Genomic DNA, 17,253 nt, shown 5'->3' on the forward strand with positions numbered 1-17,253 from the left:
GCTTTTTTTTAATGAGTCTAAGCTACAAATTTCTGTTCATTTTCGAGATCTGTTGTTTAATTTTTTTTGTATATCTACTAATGTTTTTTGATCAATTTTATTAAAGTTAGTATCTTTAGGAAGGTATCTTCTAATGAGTCCATTAGTGTTCTTGTTAGTGGCTCTTTCCCAAGAGGAGTAAGGGTGAGCAAAGTAAATATTTGTCCCTGTTTTTTGTGTAATAAATTCATGTTTTGCCATTTCAATTCCGTTATCATAAGTCATTGTTTTTTTTGAATAACGGGTTTAATTTATTTAAGTGTTTGGAGAACATTTTAGCGACTTCTTTAGAGTTTTTAGCTTTTAACTTGACTATTATTGTGTATCTAAATTTGCGTTCTACGATGGTTCCAATTGCAGATTTTTGGTTTTTACCAATCATTAAATCACCTTCCCAATGTCCAATTTATTCTCTTAATAGAATATGCTTAGGTCTATTGTCAATACTGACCTAGTTGATGATTTTGCTTCCAATTCCCCGTCTTTTTTTAGGGGGTCTACGTCAAGTTTTTTACGTACGAGTAGTTTGATTAACTTTTTGTATAAGCTAGCTTGTAGTTGTGTATAAATGTTTCTGTATATAGATTCTTGGGAAATAGACATTATAGGGTCGTTAGGATACTCTAGTTTTAATTTACCAGCAATTTGCTCAGGTGTCCATTCAGATAATAATCTTCTATAGACGTATAACCGAAGTCTTTTATATGTAGAAATTTTATCCGTATTTCTCTTGTTTAAATAATCCTCTTTAGCATACCAATGGGCTAACTCAGCGGCGTATTTATCTCTATGAGATTGCACCCATTTATTGACCTCTCTAGTGATTGTAGAACGCGATCTATTCAAAGTTTTGGAGATATGTGCTTTTGACTTATTTTAGTTTAAAAGAGTCTCTATTTGTATTTTTCCTTTCAGAGTAAGTCGACCAATTTTTTTACGTAACATAATAACAAATCTATTAATTTATATTTGTTGCGTTAAGTTATTGAGTACAGCTTCAACTAGACTCATGTTTTTGGGTTATGAATAGGAATACTTTTTATAAGGTTTAACACATTTGTTGCCCTACTTTGCATAAGACGGAAGAAGCGCTACACCATTGTCAACACTCATTTAATTATAAAAAAAAAAGCCATTATACAGTAGTGTAAAATGGCTTTCAGATTTGGTACAGGTTTCAACTAATTCCATCCACCACCTAAGGCTTGATAAATTTTTACATTCGCCAAGAATTGGTCTCTTTTCGTTTCAATAATTTCAATTTTAGAATCTAAAGCTTCTCTTTGCGTCAATAGAACTTCGGTGTATTCTGCTCTAGCAGATCTAAACAATTGTATAGAAAGATCAATAGCTTCTGTCATAGCATCAACTTGCTTTTCCTTTAACTCATAATTTTCTTTTAAATTATTAATGTTAGAAAGCGTGTTGGCCACTTCAATATAACCGTTTAGAATGGCTTTTTCATATTCAAAAACCGCTTGTAGTTGTCTGCTATTGGCATTACGGTATTCCGCTTTAATAGCATTTCTATTGATTAACGGACTAACCACATCTCCAACTAAAGAATATAAAAGCGATTCTGGTGTACTGGTTAAATACTTTGTTTTAAAAGCTTGCAAACCAATACCTGCTTTAATACCAATAGAAGGGTAGAAGTTCGCTTTGGCAATTTTAACGTTCAATTTTGAAGCTTCTAATTCATATTCTGCTTGTTTAATATCGGGTCTATTTGCTAAAAGCTGCGCTGGGATACCGGCTTCAATTGTATCTATTGGGCGATTAATAAAATCGTCAGAATCTCTGTCAATTTTTTGTGGATAGCGCCCTAAAAGAAAATTAATCTTATTTTCAGTTTCAACAATTTCTTGACGAATTTCAAATTTATTACTTTGATTTTTATAGACTTCTGCTTCAAAACGTCTCACCGCTAATTGCGTCGCTCTCGCAGCTTGCTTTTGAAGTTTAACCATTTCTAAAGCATTTTTTTGAATCTCTAAATTCTGCTCAATAATGTTTAACTGATTATCTAAAGCTAAAAGCTCGTAATAGGAATTGGCTATTTCTGAAACAATAGTGGTGATCATAAAATTCTTACCTTCAATAGTACTTAGATATTCTAAAACGGCTGCTTTTTTTCCATTGCGCAGTTTTTTCCACACATCGAGTTCCCATGACACATCCAAACCAACTGAAAAATCGGTTAAAGGTTCTGGAAATTCTTCGCCTTCACGAATATCTAAATGCTGTTCTACAGCTCCATTTCGGGTGTATTCACCAACTTTTTCAACTTCTGCGCCTGCGTAAACATTTACAAAAGGTAAATACTCTCCTTTTCTAACTTGTACCTCATTATTAGCCATTGCAATTTGCTGTAGCATAATATTAAGCTCCTGATTATTGGCTAGCGCAGTATCAATTAATGCGACTAACTTTGGATCTGAAAAGAATGTTTTCCACTGTATGGTGGCGCTATTTACCGAATCTGTAGTTTTATCTAGATACTGATCAGGCACCGTGGTGTTCGCTTCTTTTACAGCGTGTTGCGTAGGTACACAAGAGCAAAGTAATAGTAAGGTAAGCATACCAATAAGGTGTGCTTTTCTAATCGTTTTTATCTTATTCATCGTTTTTATTTTTACGAAGTTTTTTCAATAGTTTTGTGAGTTTACTGATTTTTTCAGCATTAGCTTCACTTTGATTTTTAGTTTCACTAACGCGCATCATTTCTTCCGAAATAGGCTCACTAGCTTCGTCTTTAATTAGACTTTTTCCATCAGCCATTTTTGCAAAAATGTAATACAGACCAGGAATAATTAAAACACCACCAAGCGTACCGATAAGCATTCCTCCTAAGGCAGAACCACCAATAGTTCTATTCCCAATAGCACCAGCTCCAGAAGCCATAACTAACGGAATTAATCCGGCAATAAAAGCAAAGGATGTCATTAAGATTGGTCTAAATCGTGCTCTAGAACCTTCAATGGCGGCTTCTAAAATTGTAGCACCTTGCCTGCGTTTTTGAACGGCAAACTCCACAATTAACACGGCATTTTTACCAAGTAAACCAACCAGCATAATGACTCCAATTTGAGCATAAACATCATTAGCTAATCCCATGGCTTTAAGAAGTATAAACGAACCGAAGACACCAACAGGTAAAGATAAAATAACCGCAAAAGGTAACAGGAAGCTTTCATATTGTGCTGCTAATACAAAGTAGACAAATATGAGTACGACTATAAAAATGTAAATAGATTCATTTCCGCGTTGCGCTTCATCAAAACTCAAGCCTTCCCAAGCAATATCATAACCCCTTGGTAATTGCGTCGCAGCAACTTCTTTAATCGCTTTAATAGCATCATCACTTGTAAATCCTGCTGCAGGCAATCCTCTAATGGATGCCGAATTGTAAAGGTTATAACGTGTAATTTCGTTAGGGCCTAGTTTCTTTTCAATACTCATAAAAGCAGAATAAGGAACCATTTCTCCTTCCTCATTTTTTACAAATAATTTTTCGAGATCACTTGGTAAACGTCTGTATTCTGGTGCTGCTTGCGTGTACACTTTAAAGAAACGACCAAACCGAATAAAGCCTTGCTCGTAAGTACTACCAATTAAAATGTTGAGGTTTTCCATGGCTGTACCAATGGTTACTCCTTTTTGCATCGCAATTTTGTTGTTTATTTTTAACTCATATTGCGGATAGTTGGCAGAGAAGAAGGTAAATAAACCAGATAGTTCTGGGCGCTTAGATAAGGCGTCCATAAACTCGTTATTCACACTCTCAAAATGGTGATAATCTGTAGAGTTTGTTTTATCTAATAAACGTAAAGCGAATCCACCTGAAGATCCAAATCCTGGCACTGCTGGCGGTTCAAAATATTCTATAACTGCTCCTAAGTCTTTGGTTTCTTCTTCTAATTCTTCCATGATTTCATGAACCGAGTGCTCACGTTCTGACCAAGGTTTCAGGTTAATTAAACAGGTTCCTGCGTTGGATCCACGACCTTCTGTCATAATTTCATAACCAGCTAAAGAGGATACGGATTCGACACCTTCAGTTTCTTCACATATTTTTTGAAGTTTTTTAGCCACTTCATTGGTACGCTCTAAAGTCGCACCAGGTGGTGTCTGAATAATGGCATAGATCATACCTTGGTCTTCATTAGGAATAAACCCGGCAGGTAACACTTCATTTGTAAAGAAAATTCCAACACAGAAAGCGGCAAGTATTCCAAAGGTGATAAAGCGTCTCGCGACTATTTTGTTTAGAATCTTAACGTAACTTCCTGTCAGTTTTTCAAAACCACCGTTAAAGTAATCAATAAATTTATCTAAAGGTGAAGTACGTTTCTTACCATGATTATTCTTTAATAACATGGCACAAAGCACTGGAGTTAACGTCAAGGCCACAATGGCAGAAATAACAATTGAACCAGCCATGGTAATTGAGAATTGTCGGTAGAAAACACCAACAGGACCCGTCATAAACGAAATAGGAATAAATACCGAAACCATGACCAAAGTTATGGCAACAATAGCACCTCCAATTTCGCCTAAAACCTCTGAAGATGCTTGGTAGGGAGTGAGGTGATGGTCTTCTTCCATTTTTACGTGAACAGCTTCAACGACCACAATGGCATTATCGACCACAATACCAATCGCTAATACTAAGGCAAAAAGCGTAATAAGATTAATGGATAACCCAAACATCTGCATCACGAAAAAGGCTCCAATCAAGGAAACCGGAACAGCAATAATAGGAATTAAAGTTGAACGCCAATCTCCTAGAAATAAGAATACCACTATGGCAACTAAGATAAAAGCATCTCGCAGTGTATGAATAACTTGATCTATAGAAGCATCTAAGAAATTAGAAACATCATAACTAATTTGAAAATCAACTTCTGGAGGAAGATCAACTTCAAGTTCTTTTAGCTTTTCTTTTACAGCATCAATAACATCACTACCATTACTACCAAAAGTTTGTTTTAATACAATTGAAGCCGAAGGTTTTCCATCTAAATTTGAATATATATCAAAAAATTCACTTCCTAATTTTACATCAGCAATATCAGCAAGCGTAACAATTTGCCCTTCTTTATTGGCTTTAACAATAATCTCTTCATATTGTTCGGGTTCGTTATAACGGTTTTGATAGGTTAAAACATACTCTAGGGATTGGGCTGTTTTACCCGAACTTCGTCCTAAACGACCAGGACGTGCCAAAATACTTTGGTCTTCCATCGCTTCTAAAACTTCTTCTGCAGAAATATTATAAGCGCGCATACGATCTGGTTTTAACCAAACACGCATGGCATATTTTCGACTTCCTAAAATTTGAGCACTTGCAATCCCTTTAATTCGCTGTATTTCAGGAATTATTTTGGTGTAAGCATAATTGTAGAGGAACTTTTCGTCGTTGTCTTTATTTGTACTCGATAGGTTAACGTACATTAACATACTAGGTTGTACAGGTGTAATAATAACACCTTCACGCTGTACCAATTCTGGAAGCAATGGCATTACCTGATCGACTCTAGTTTTTACTCTAACAACCGCTTCATTGGGATCTGTGCCTGGTTCAAAAATAACACGTAAGGTGCCTTCACCAGCACTAGTAGCATCTGATGCGATATAACGCATGTCTTGAACACCATTGATGGCGGTTTCTAATGGAATTAATGTGGAATTCACCAATACATCAGCACTCGAACCTGGATAGGCAATAAAAATATTGACTGTAGTCGGTGCAATTTGCGGGAATTGAGATATAGGTAGTTGCTTTATCGCTAAGCCACCTATAAATATAATGATCACCGAAATGACAATAGCCAAGACGGGTCTTTTAATAAATTTTTTAAACATGATGTGTGTAGATTAGTTAGAATTACTCTGCGTAAAGTTCTAGATTAGATAATACAGTAACAGGATCTACAGTTTTAGTATGGATCTCCTCTTGATCTCTGACCATTTTAATACCTTCGAGAAGTATCGTTTCGGTTTCAGATAACCCTTTATCTACGATAAATAAGTGCGGCAACTCTGCACCAATAGTGATTTCTCTTTGGTGTACAACATGGTTCGTGTCAACTACGAAAACATAGGTTTTGTCTAAGATCTCAAACGTGGCTTTTTGTGGTATAATAACAACATCTTTGAAAGGAATGGTCATTAAAATGCTTCCTGTTTCACCATGTCTTAAAATTCCATCGGGATTAGGGAATGTAGCTCTAAACGCAATATTTCCGGTTTCGCTATCAAATTCTCCTTCAATAGTTTCTACAATACCTTTTTGGTTAAAAAGCTTGTTGTTCGCCATTAGAAGTTCAACATTTGTGTTGTTCTTTTTAGCTTCACTGGTAATATAATCTAAGTATTCTGCTTCAGGCACATTAAAATATACCCACATTTCACTGTTGTCTGAGAGTGTGGTTAATAATTCACCTTCATCTAAAAGGCTACCTTCTCTAGCTTCCAAATGGTTAATAATACCATTAAAAGGCGCTTTGATACTGGTAAAACCTAAATGGGTTTGCGCTAAAGAGACTTCGGCATTGGCTTTTTCTAAGTTGGCTTGTGCCATGGCCAATTCATTAGGAGACACTACATTACCATCAGCTAGTAATTGCGTGTTGGCGAGTTCTATTTGCGCGACTTTAGATTCGGCTTTAGCCTTATTGAGTTCAGCTTGATAAATGTTAGGCATGATCTGAAATAACTGCTGTCCTTTCTTTACATGTTGCCCTTCATCTACAGAGATATTTTTTAAATAGCCCTTTTCTAAAGCTCTCAATTCAATGTGTCTTATGGAGTGGATTTGACTCACATAATCTTTAATAAGAGTCGTGTCTTTTTTTATAGGATTGGTTACGAGAAATGTTGATTCTTCGTGTTTTTCTTCTTTGTGTTCTTCACAGCTCGCCAGAGTTATACACATAAATAGGCCTGTGAAAATAGTTATTTTCTTAATGATGTTCACTTGTAAATTATTTTATAAAATGATATAAGTATGAGGTCAGACCCATTGGGAATTGAGCATGACATTTTAGAGTTTTGGTCTAAACTCTAAATCCATAAATTAGAAACAGACCGTTTTAAGTTGTATGTCTGTTCTTGTGGATATCAAATTATAAAAACTTGGAATTGGATATGAAGCCTAAGACAAGGTTCATTGATAACGCTTTCTGAGCGGTATGGTTTTTTTTGTAGTTCTTTAGAGGAAAACTCAAATAACAGTGCATTTATGAAAGCTGTTTCTAGGTAGTCTTTATAGTACTGTTTTTTACTAGACGCTTCTTCGTCTTCTACTTTGTTACTTTCAATAACTTCAACATTTCTTCTATCATCCGCACCTTTATGATACGGAATAATAGTTGCATCACTAAATTGTTTAGTATACGTAAGTGTTATACTACCATGATGGGTAGTGAGCGTGTTTGTTGTATTGCCAATAGCTTCATTAGCTTGTAAATTAGCAAATGTGCTTAGTAATAGAACAACAATTAAAGATAAGTATCTATTGAAAGTCTTTTTCATTTCGGGGGTCAAAACTATACCATTAGATTTATATTACCAACAAGAGATAGTTTTAATTTTAGCATTACAATGATAAATATTTCTTAAAAAAATTAGAGCGCTTAATAAGGTGAAATGGTTTTTCTTAGTGATAGCAATGCTTTTAAGCTAAATAAAAGAAATCTAGTATAAAAGTTAATCTTTTATAATATCGCTATATTCATAAAAAAAGGATTCAAATAAATCCATATTTTCATTAAAAAATTCCATAACGTCTCTCCATGTATTTTTATTATGGATCGATACTTTTTGCTCTAATGGTAAATATATTCGTGAAATCTCCTTTCCATTTTCTAGGATGTATTCTTCTTCAAAAATAATTTCTGGAAGAAAATCATTCTTTAAAATGCCTTTTAATGAGGTGAGTTTTTCCCAATATTTAATACGATTCTCCAAATCATCTTCAATATCTAAAGCGATTAAAGCGGACTTCGTATCGAAATGAAACTTAAACGAGAACCCTTTTATTTTTGTATCGTATAATAACCATTTTCTAGGAAATGATTTTCCGAAACTGATCCAGAATTCTTGTCGTAATAATCGTGATTCTTCTTTTGAAAACATTTAAATGAAATAAGCAATTAATATTCCTAAGCAGATAGCGACTAATTTAGATAAATTAAACTTGTGGCCCTCGCCAGATTCAAATAAAATAGTGGTAGAAATATGTAAAAAGATACCTATAACAATAGCATTAATGACATCTACATAAGTTGCCATAAAGCTAGAGTGATTAGATATTAAGGTTCCTAAAGGCGTCATAGCCGAAAATATTGCTAAGAAGCTTATAATCTGTAATTTGCTATAACTAGATTTTAATAAAAATGCGGTTATTAAAATGGCAATCGGAATTTTATGAATTAAAACTCCATAAACCATATCATTATGTTGGTGTATGGGAAAGCCTTCTAAAAAACTATGAATGCATAAACTGATAAAAAGTAACCAAGGAAATTCGTTGTCCTCTTTATGAATATGAACGTGTCCATGCTCAGCTCCTTTAGAAAAGAACTCTAAAATAATTTGAAGTAATATACCACACATTATATACAAACCAGTGAGCTTGGCATCAATGTGCTGATAGACTTCTGGTAGCAAATCAAAGAGTGTTAATGCTAATAAAAAGGCACCACTAAAAGATAAAAGCAATTTGGTGTAAATTGACTTTTGGTGTTTAGTGACTAAAGCGATAGCAACACCGATGATTACGGCAAGTAATGGTAATAAATAGCTATTCATGCAGTTTACTTAAAAATCATAATCATACGCTCAGATGTCTGAGTATGATATTTGTGTAATTTATAATCTCCAAAAACATCCAACAAATGCACTCCGGCTTTTTCAAAAAGCGCTTCAAAATCTTTTAGCGTAAAAGCTTTTACACGTTCCTGAAATTCGAAGTGTTCACCGTCAGCATCAAAACTAATATCTTTAATAATGTAACCATCTTTAACCGATCGTTTTTGATGAAAATCAATCCCTTCAACCGTTTTAATATTTTCTGGAATTAAATTTTCAATAACGTAATTGGTGTTCATAAAATCGATAACCCCAAATCCAAATTCATTTAATTCTGCTTGAATAGACTTTATCGTTTCAAGATTACATTTTTCGTCTTCAAAGTAACCAAAACTAGTAAAAAGATTAAAAACAGCATCAAACGTATCAGGATAAGGTTTACTCATATCGTGAACCTTAAATTTTAGTGTGTCATTCTCAAATTGCTCCGCATAAGCAATACTTTGTTCTGATAAATCGGCACCTGTAACATTATAGCCCAAAGAGTTTAAGTACACAGAGTGTCTTCCCTTACCACATGCTAAATCTAGAATTTTACCTTGTTCGGGAATGTTAAGATAATTTGTTAAATTATCCATGAAATCCTGGGCTTCAGTATAATTTCTGTCTTTATATAAGATATGGTAGTAAGGTGTATCAAACCACGATGCGTACCATTGTTTTGCTGGTTTAGTCATATTTATCTCCTAATAAAAGTAGGAGTCACTTTCGTTAAAATAATTAGTTGTCATTACGAGAAGCATAAGCGTGGTCATCTCATTATCAATAAAAAGATGGTGTCAACTTTGTCTTAAAATTTCGTAATGACGAGTCCTATTCAAATTTTAGGGTGTCATGCTGCAAAAATACTGTATTTTTGCAATCTATTTGACGGAATTTATGGAAGATAATTACAAGATGTTAGCCAAAACACTATTTGGCTTCGAAGATATTTTAGCAAAGGAACTCACACAACTTGGAGCCATGAAAGTGGAAAAAGGTGTGCGAAATGTGAGCTTTGAAGGAGATAAAGGCTTTATGTATAAAGCGAACCTTGGAATTAGAACGGCCATAAAAATATTAAAACCTATTCATTCTTTTAGAGTGACTAAAGAGGAAGATCTTTACAAAAATGTAAAGAATATGAAATGGGAAGACTATTTAAAATCTACTGGATCCTTGGCTGTTGATGCTACGGTTCATAATAGTGTCTTTACGCATTCGCAATACACCGCTTTAAAAACGAAAGATGCTATTGTAGATCGTTTTAGAGATATTGACGGTACGCGTCCGGATGTCGATTTACGTTTTCCAGATTTAAAAATAAATGTACATATAGATCGTCAACGTTGTACGATTTCTCTAGATACTTCTGGAGAATCATTACATAGACGTGGTTATAAAACGGCAACGAATATTGCTCCAATTAATGAGGTTTTAGCTGCCGGACTTATTATGATGAGTGGTTGGGATGGTCAATCTGATTTTATGGACCCGATGTGTGGTAGTGGAACCATGTTGGCAGAAGCCGCTATGATTGCTTGTAATATTCCGCCAAATTTAATGCGAAAAGAGTTTGCCTTTGAACGTTGGACAGATTGGGATGTGGAATTATTCGAAAAAATTGAAGAATCCTTATTGAAAAAAACACGTGATTTTCATCATAAAATAATGGGGTACGACAAATCTCCGTCGGCAATTGTAAAAGCAAAAGAGAATATTAAGAATGCGCATTTAGATGAATTTGTACACATTCAGCATGAAGATTTCTTTAAAACTCAAAAATCGGGTGATGAAAAATTACATATGGTTTTTAATCCTCCTTATGGTGAACGTTTAGAGAATTTAAATGTTGAAGAATTCTACGGTAATATAGGAACTACCCTAAAGCATGGATATCCTAATACCAATGCGTGGTTAATTACCTCTAATATGGAAGCTTTAAAATCTGTAGGTTTAAGACCTTCAAGAAAAATAAAAGTCTTTAACGCTAAGCTTGAAGCACGTTTGGTGAAGTACGAAATGTATGAAGGTAGTAAGAAGACTCATAAGCAGTAGGTTAATCTTTAGTCGTTGGTTGGTAGTCGTTAGTTAAAAGCCTAATGTCTTAGTAGTAGTTTTCAGAAACGAAGTGTTTTTTCGAATGGATTTATAATATGAATGAGCAAATAGAGTTTGTTTTTTAGAACAATCTCTCCGTGCATCTTTGAGCCTTCTTCGTGTAACTCTGTGTCATAACTTTCAGTGCTAATTTTCAGAGTTCATCTTTGCGTCTTAGCGCCTTTACGAGAAATACAAATTACCGCTCCAAAGCCTCCAATTGCAAATTATAATCATACTGTAAATCTTCATGCAGTACTTTAATTTTTTTCTTCACAGAAAGTACTTGACGTTCATATAAATTACTCAGCGTAGTATTTTTATGAATTGAAGGTTTTAATTCATTCATCCGTTCACAAAAATAGAGTAGGAGCTCCACTTCGGTTGTTTTCTTTAACGAATAACGACTGTATACTCTGATTTCTCTGAGAATCTTACGTATCGTTTTCTTCATATAGAAATAGCTATCGGTATTAATACCTTCAAACAAATTATCTAAACTCGCTTTTACACTTACGATGTAACCATCTTCATCATGAGATTCAAATAATAGATAGGTGAGTAGTGCTTTATTTTCTTTTTTGAATTTGCCTAAGCGTAAACACAGCTCTAAAAGCTCCTCTTGAGAAAGGTGTTTGAGTTCTTTTTTAATGGTAACGATGGATTCAATCTTCATGCTATAAATTTAAGACTTTTCGTTGTAGTTGTATATGAAACCCATGTAAAACTAAAAGCAGCTAATTATATGTCATAATTAACTGCTTCTATATATTTTATAAAATTGTGATTCTTATTATCTTAATTTAGGATAATCAGCAGGACTCAATTCATGCATCACATCATAAATAGCTTCAAAGATATCTTCTGCAGATGGCTTTGAAAAATAATCTCCATCTGTACCATACGCTGGTCTGTGTGGCTTTGCTGCTAAAGTTTTTGGTGCACTATCTAAATACTGAAAGGCATCTTGTGTATTTAAGATTTCATTCAGAATATAAGCCGAAGCTCCTCCTTTTACATCTTCATCAATTACCATAACACGGTTGGTTTTGGCAATACTTTTAACGATATCGTGATTCAAATCAAAAGGTAATAATGATTGTACATCAATAATCTCTGCATCAATACCAACCACTTGCAATTCTTTTGCTGCTTTTTCAACTAAACGTAATGTTGAGCCATAAGATATAAGGGTAATATCATCACCTTCTCTAATGGTTTCTACAACTCCGATTGGTGTTTTAAATTCCCCGATGTTATTTGGTAATTTTTCCTTTAACCTATAACCATTTAAACATTCTACAACCAAAGCAGGTTCGTCACTGTCTAATAAAGTGTTGTAAAAACCAGCGGCTTTAGTCATGTTTCTTGGTACTAAAACATGAATACCTCTAATTAAATTAAGAACACCACCCATTTGCGAGCCAGAATGCCAAATACCTTCTAATCGATGACCACGAGTTCTTACAATTAATGGTGCTTTTTGGCGACCTTTAGTTCTGTATTGAACTGTAGCTAAATCATCACTCATTATTTGAATTGCGTACATAATGTAATCCAAATACTGAATTTCTGCAATTGGTCTTAAACCACGCATAGCCATTCCTATACCTTGTCCTATAATGGTCGCTTCTCTAATACCAGTATCTGAAACTCTAAGTTCTCCGTGCTTTTCTTGAAGACCTTCTAAGCCTTGATTAACATCTCCGATATAACCAGCATCTTCTCCAAAAATTAAAGCTTCTGGATAGTTACTAAATATAGCATCGAAATTTTCTCGTAAAACCACACGTCCATCAACTTCTTCGGCGTTGGCATCATAAGTTGGAATAACTTCAGATTGGTTAAAAGCACTTTTCTGTGATTCGCTATGTAAATGCGAACTGTATTTAGGTTGAATGGTATTAATATAATTTGTAATCCAATTTTGAAGGGCTGTTTTTTCTGAAGATGATTCAGAAACCACATAGCGTAACGCCTTTCTAGTTGCCGTAAGTATATTGCGTCGTAAAGGTTCATCAAAACCTTCTAATTCGTTTTTTAGTTTGGTAATAAACACGGCATTTGGACTAGATGCTGCTAGTTGCTCTAACATACTCAGTGCTTCTTTACGTTCTGCGATTATAGGATTTATACACGCGGCCCAAGCTGCTTTTTTACCTTCTCTAACTGCTTTCTTAATGGTACGCTCTATAGCTGTTAGTTCTTCGTCTGTAGCAATGTTATTCTCGATAATCCAAAGACGCATTTGTACATTACAATCGTACTCTGCTTCCCATGCTAAACGTTCTTTATTCTTATAACGCTCATGAGATCCAGATGTAGAATGGCCTTGAGGTTGTGTTAATTCTTGAACATGTATCATTACTGGTACATGTTCGTTTCTCGAAATCTTAGCAGCACGTTGATACGTATCAATTAACTGAGGGTAATTCCAACCATCAACTCTAAAAATCTCGTAACCTTTTTGGTCTTCTTCACGTTGAAAGCCTTTTAGTATTTCAGAAATATTTTCTTTTGTTGTTTGATGTCTCGCATGTACAGAAATTCCGTAATTATCATCCCAGATACTAATGACCATAGGTACTTGTAAAACACCTGCAGCATTTATAGTTTCAAAAAACAAGCCTTCACTTGTACTGGCATTACCGATGGTTCCCCAAGCAATTTCATTACCTTCCTTAGAAAACATTGCGGTATCAATACCTTTAACTTCTCTATATATTTTAGACGCTTGAGCTAAACCTAAAAGTCTAGGCATTTGTCCTGCGGTAGGAGAAATATCTGAACTAGAATTTTTTTGTTCTGTTAGGTTTTTCCATTGGCCATTTTCATCTAAACTATGGGTTGCAAAGTGGCCTCCCATTTGGCGACCAGCAGACATAGGCTCTTCTTTAATATCTGTGTTTGCATACAGGCCAGCAAAAAACTGCTCTATAGTCAATTCACCGATAGCCATCATAAAGGTTTGATCTCTATAATAACCAGATCTAAAATCCCCATTTCTAAATGCTTTTGCCCAAGCGATTTGAGGGATTTCTTTTCCGTCACCAAAAATACCAAACTTGGCTTTCCCAGTTAAAACTTCTCTACGACCAAGCAAACTACATTCTCGGCTGGTTACCGCTAATTTGTAGTCGCTTAAAACTTCGGTTTTAAAATCGTCAAAAGTAATTTCTGTTTTGGTGTTAGGATCCGTCTTCATATAGTCACTGTTTAAGTCTTGCGAAAGTACAAAAAATTAAAATTTTATGCAACAGTGAGCAGCGTTATAATCTTGTGATATTCTCAGTGAAATAGCTTTATCGCTGACAATAGCTTAAATTATTTAATAATTTTAACTTTTCAATAAGAATTCCTTAATACCATTTTCGTCTAAAAAGCCCTAAAAGAACTTGTGGGTCTACAGTAAACATAATACGAATAGACTGATCGTAATTTGGCTGTCCGATTTCCCAACCGAGATTAGAGTAGATAGGGAAGTAGATTTCAAAATAATCCTCAACAAGGTTTAATCGTATGCCAGAATCGTAAACAAATTTAGCATTACTGAATTTGTTTTTTACTAAACCTGCATCACCATAAGCTTGAATGTATCTCCAAATAGAGGTGCTAAAATTAGCTGTAGTCATCCATTGGTTAGCAAAAGGTGTTTCTAACTTTGATTTAAAGCCTCCTTCTGCAATAATAATTTGTTGACTAAAAAGCCCTGAAGCTTCCGAACGACCAAGATAGTTTAGGTCGAATAAATAATCTGTTGGTCGGTCTAAGGCGAAACTAAAATAATTAGAACTAAGGTCAGAACGGTTATCTAAGAATGCACCTGCAAAAAATCTAAAGTTAATATTTCGGTTGCTTTGAGTTAGTTTTCTAAATTCGTAATTAAATGAAATTTTACTGAACTTATTGGCCACTTGGATATCAGTATAAAATTTTGAATAATTAATAACGCCAGGATTGAAATGCGTATACCTTAAATTAAAAACACCATAATCTGGTTCGTCTTCGTCTAAGGGAACTGTAGCGTCCTCGCCAAGTTCTCTAGATATGCTAACATACCTAGCCATAATCTGATCCGTTTGTGGGGATCTAAAATCCGAATCATCTCTAAAACTAAAAGTAACCGAAGGTCTTATTCTGGTAAAAAAGGCATCTGTAGCAAAGGATTGGTAACCTGCAGAAAGCCCATAGGTAATATCATATAGATTTTGATCTTCTAAATTGTGTGAATAGAATACAGAAGTAGAGCCTGTTAATGATTTTGATTTTGTAGCATATTGTGGCGAGAACCTATAGTTTAATCGCTTTCTTAAAATCGTTTTATTATACACTTTTGTGCCTAATGTTAAACCATCATAGATATTATTAAACTCAACCAATGGCATAAAGAATATTTGATTGTAATTAGGGTCTTCAATATCTTTAAATAATCTAAACTGAAGTGGTTTGTTATTTAGAAAAGAGCCATTAACAGCTTTATAATTATCACGCTGATTGTATTCTGGTATCACATTATCGTAATCTAAAACAAACTTCTCTGTACTGTCTTTTGGCAGTGTTACAGTTTTAGTGCCATTTATGTTTTCTACCCATAATTTTCCAATAACGGAATCGTTTTTCAACTTAAAAACTGAAATAGGCATCGCATTATCGCGCTTATTTTTTATGGTTAATTCTAAGGAATCTTCTAATGATTTTATCGACGAAATTTTAAAATCTATTTTCTTTCTAGTATTTAGGTAATCGCTAAAGAACCAACGAATATCTTTAGATGTTTTAGAGCTGATAAAGGTTTCAAAATCGGTAAGAGAAACTGTTTTTAATTGATTTTCTTGTAAGAACTCTGTGATATTATCAGATAAGTTGATGTCGTCTGTAAACTGATCTAAGTAATCTAAGCCAACACCTGCTTTATATTTGCCCGCAATATTAGTATTGAATTTAGTTAAGGAATCTTTAGACGTGGTTAAAGGCTGATCTCTGTTTTTTCTAGCAATCTCCATGGAGTACAAAAAGTACTGAAAATTAAAATTTAAATCGGCAGCATGAAAAGCTCTAATTCCCCAAACGTCTGCTAAGGTTCCTAAGAGTTTCATGTCGGGATAATTTTCTTCAACATAATTAATTAAATAATATACTTGAAGCCCTTCACTTAACCAATGTTCTTTTCTAGGGTTTAATAATAGAATATTGTCTATGTACTTTTTTAATGCGGTTTTAAGAAGTTTTAATTCATACTGAAAATCCTCAGGAAAAGGTCTAAAAAAAGAAGGTAGTTGATTAAGGCCGTACAGTGGATCTTTTTGGTAATCAATAGAGGTTACCAACAGTTGTTCATGCGGGTAGGTTCCAAGATGCTTAGTTAGATATCTCGTAACCTTATCTGTTATCAATGCTTTTGCAGGACCAGGTAAGTCCTTTTCTTTTATATCAGAAATTATAATAAAGTCATCAGTCTGTACAAAATTATATGACGAGAATTTATAAAGTGATAAATAGGTATCTATTCTATCTTTTCCGCTTAGAATCGTGGTTTGTGTGTTCTGTTCTTCGTTAATTTTTGAGGTAATAAAATTGAGCTCAGAAGTGGCTTTATAGTTTCTCGGGTGAGTAATGCTAATAGTTACATCTGCTTTAGGAATAAATAAGTCATCTAAATTCTTGTTGCTATAATAATGCCATTCGCCATCGTATACGGCAGGTGTGATGTACCAATATTTTAAGTCGAAATCTTTAGCTTTAGTTATGCCATAATTCGTAAAAGTAGCATCAGGAATTAACAGCTGATAATTGAGCTGCAAAGTATAAGATTCGCCAGGTTGCAATGGGTTAGCTAAGTCAACTTTTAAAACATCGGGATGTGCTTTTAAATGGTCGTAATTTAAAGGAGTTTCAGCGTCGTTTTTTATTGAAGTCACCAACGTAAACCCACGTTGTTCGTTTTTAGCTAAATGGAATTTAGTGCTAAACTCTTGTTCAAAACGTTCTGCTAATGGTGTGGATTTGGTAGAGTAACTATTATTCCAGTCATTAAGATAAATACTGCTAAGCACGTCCTTAGTTTCATTCTTATAAACTATGGTTTGTTCTATAGCGATAGTTTTGGACTCAACATCGACATCTGCATTAATAGCAATTATATTTTGAGCCGCAATAGTGTAGCTAAAAACAATGAAGAGGGCTGTTATGAATAGGTTTTTATGCAATTAAGGAATTATAAAGTTTTTGGGATTAGTAACTGCATCTTTTAAAGGGTAA

General features: G+C 34.3%; 11 protein-coding genes and 1 pseudogene. 1 reads left to right on the forward strand and 11 read right to left on the reverse strand.

Translation table 11 applies throughout. From position 1 onward, the window contains the following. Positions 1-36: 36 nt before the first annotated feature. The 8 genes and pseudogenes from HM984_RS17945 to HM984_RS07635 all read right to left on the reverse strand — a co-directional run bounded on the left by HM984_RS17945 (position 37) and on the right by HM984_RS07635 (position 9,593). A pseudogene (locus tag HM984_RS17945) lies at positions 37-984 on the reverse strand (IS30 family transposase). Between the two features lie 236 nt (positions 985-1,220). Then, on the reverse strand, positions 1,221-2,663 hold the full coding sequence (locus HM984_RS07605; RefSeq protein WP_179348719.1) for a TolC family protein: 1,443 nt from the start codon (positions 2,661-2,663) through the stop codon (positions 1,221-1,223). After that, complete coding sequence (locus tag HM984_RS07610; RefSeq protein WP_179348720.1) at positions 2,656-5,907, reverse strand: efflux RND transporter permease subunit; 3,252 nt, start codon at positions 5,905-5,907, stop codon at positions 2,656-2,658. Before HM984_RS07610 ends, HM984_RS07605 begins: the two co-directional genes overlap by 8 nt. A 22-nt stretch (positions 5,908-5,929) precedes the next feature. Then, entirely contained in the window at positions 5,930-7,012 is a 1,083-nt protein-coding gene (locus tag HM984_RS07615) for an efflux RND transporter periplasmic adaptor subunit (protein WP_179348742.1), read from the reverse strand. 152 nt (positions 7,013-7,164) lie between these two features. Continuing rightward, positions 7,165-7,578 carry a hypothetical protein gene (locus tag HM984_RS07620; RefSeq protein WP_179348721.1) on the reverse strand — a complete coding sequence of 138 codons (414 nt, stop codon included), beginning with the start codon at positions 7,576-7,578 and terminating at the stop codon, positions 7,165-7,167. Between the two features lie 174 nt (positions 7,579-7,752). Next, complete coding sequence (locus HM984_RS07625) at positions 7,753-8,181, reverse strand: DUF4268 domain-containing protein (protein WP_179348722.1); 429 nt, start codon at positions 8,179-8,181, stop codon at positions 7,753-7,755. Then, complete coding sequence (locus tag HM984_RS07630; RefSeq protein ID WP_179348723.1) at positions 8,182-8,856, reverse strand: ZIP family metal transporter; 675 nt, start codon at positions 8,854-8,856, stop codon at positions 8,182-8,184. It lies immediately after the preceding gene. Positions 8,857-8,861: 5 nt separating this feature from the next. Continuing rightward, on the reverse strand, positions 8,862-9,593 hold the full coding sequence (locus HM984_RS07635; protein WP_179348724.1) for an SAM-dependent methyltransferase: 732 nt from the start codon (positions 9,591-9,593) through the stop codon (positions 8,862-8,864). 202 nt (positions 9,594-9,795) lie between these two features. On the opposite strand from HM984_RS07635, the gene HM984_RS07640 reads away from it, so the two are divergent. Next, positions 9,796-10,953, forward strand: coding sequence for a THUMP domain-containing class I SAM-dependent RNA methyltransferase (locus HM984_RS07640; protein WP_179348725.1), 1,158 nt, complete (start codon positions 9,796-9,798; stop codon positions 10,951-10,953). Between the two features lie 241 nt (positions 10,954-11,194). Here HM984_RS07640 and HM984_RS07645 read toward each other — a convergent pair whose 3' ends face one another. From HM984_RS07645 to HM984_RS07655, 3 genes are all read right to left on the reverse strand, one after another. After that, positions 11,195-11,671, reverse strand: a complete 477-nt coding sequence (locus tag HM984_RS07645; protein WP_179348726.1) for a hypothetical protein — start codon at positions 11,669-11,671, stop codon at positions 11,195-11,197. A 117-nt stretch (positions 11,672-11,788) separates the two neighbouring features. Then, positions 11,789-14,200, reverse strand: coding sequence for an alpha-ketoacid dehydrogenase subunit alpha/beta (locus HM984_RS07650; RefSeq protein ID WP_115808437.1), 2,412 nt, complete (start codon positions 14,198-14,200; stop codon positions 11,789-11,791). Between the two features lie 154 nt (positions 14,201-14,354). Then, positions 14,355-17,201, reverse strand: a complete 2,847-nt coding sequence (locus tag HM984_RS07655; RefSeq protein WP_179348727.1) for a gluzincin family metallopeptidase — start codon at positions 17,199-17,201, stop codon at positions 14,355-14,357. Between the last annotated feature and the right edge of the window lie 52 nt (positions 17,202-17,253).

The sequence above is a fragment of the Winogradskyella pacifica genome, assembly GCF_013403915.1.
Taxonomy (GTDB): domain Bacteria; phylum Bacteroidota; class Bacteroidia; order Flavobacteriales; family Flavobacteriaceae; genus Winogradskyella; species Winogradskyella pacifica.

What these genes read in the sequence shown, in the direction of transcription:
- HM984_RS07605 (WP_179348719.1), bottom strand. Translation starts at nt 2,663, where the DNA reads ATGAATAAGATAAAAACGATTAGAAAAGCACACCTTATTGGTATGCTT.
- HM984_RS07610 (WP_179348720.1), bottom strand. Translation starts at nt 5,907, where the DNA reads ATGTTTAAAAAATTTATTAAAAGACCCGTCTTGGCTATTGTCATTTCG.
- HM984_RS07620 (WP_179348721.1), bottom strand. Translation starts at nt 7,578, where the DNA reads ATGAAAAAGACTTTCAATAGATACTTATCTTTAATTGTTGTTCTATTA.
- HM984_RS07625 (WP_179348722.1), bottom strand. Translation starts at nt 8,181, where the DNA reads ATGTTTTCAAAAGAAGAATCACGATTATTACGACAAGAATTCTGGATC.
- HM984_RS07630 (WP_179348723.1), bottom strand. Translation starts at nt 8,856, where the DNA reads ATGAATAGCTATTTATTACCATTACTTGCCGTAATCATCGGTGTTGCT.
- HM984_RS07635 (WP_179348724.1), bottom strand. Translation starts at nt 9,593, where the DNA reads ATGACTAAACCAGCAAAACAATGGTACGCATCGTGGTTTGATACACCT.
- HM984_RS07640 (WP_179348725.1), top strand. Translation starts at nt 9,796, where the DNA reads ATGGAAGATAATTACAAGATGTTAGCCAAAACACTATTTGGCTTCGAA.
- HM984_RS07645 (WP_179348726.1), bottom strand. Translation starts at nt 11,671, where the DNA reads ATGAAGATTGAATCCATCGTTACCATTAAAAAAGAACTCAAACACCTT.
- HM984_RS07650 (WP_115808437.1), bottom strand. Translation starts at nt 14,200, where the DNA reads ATGAAGACGGATCCTAACACCAAAACAGAAATTACTTTTGACGATTTT.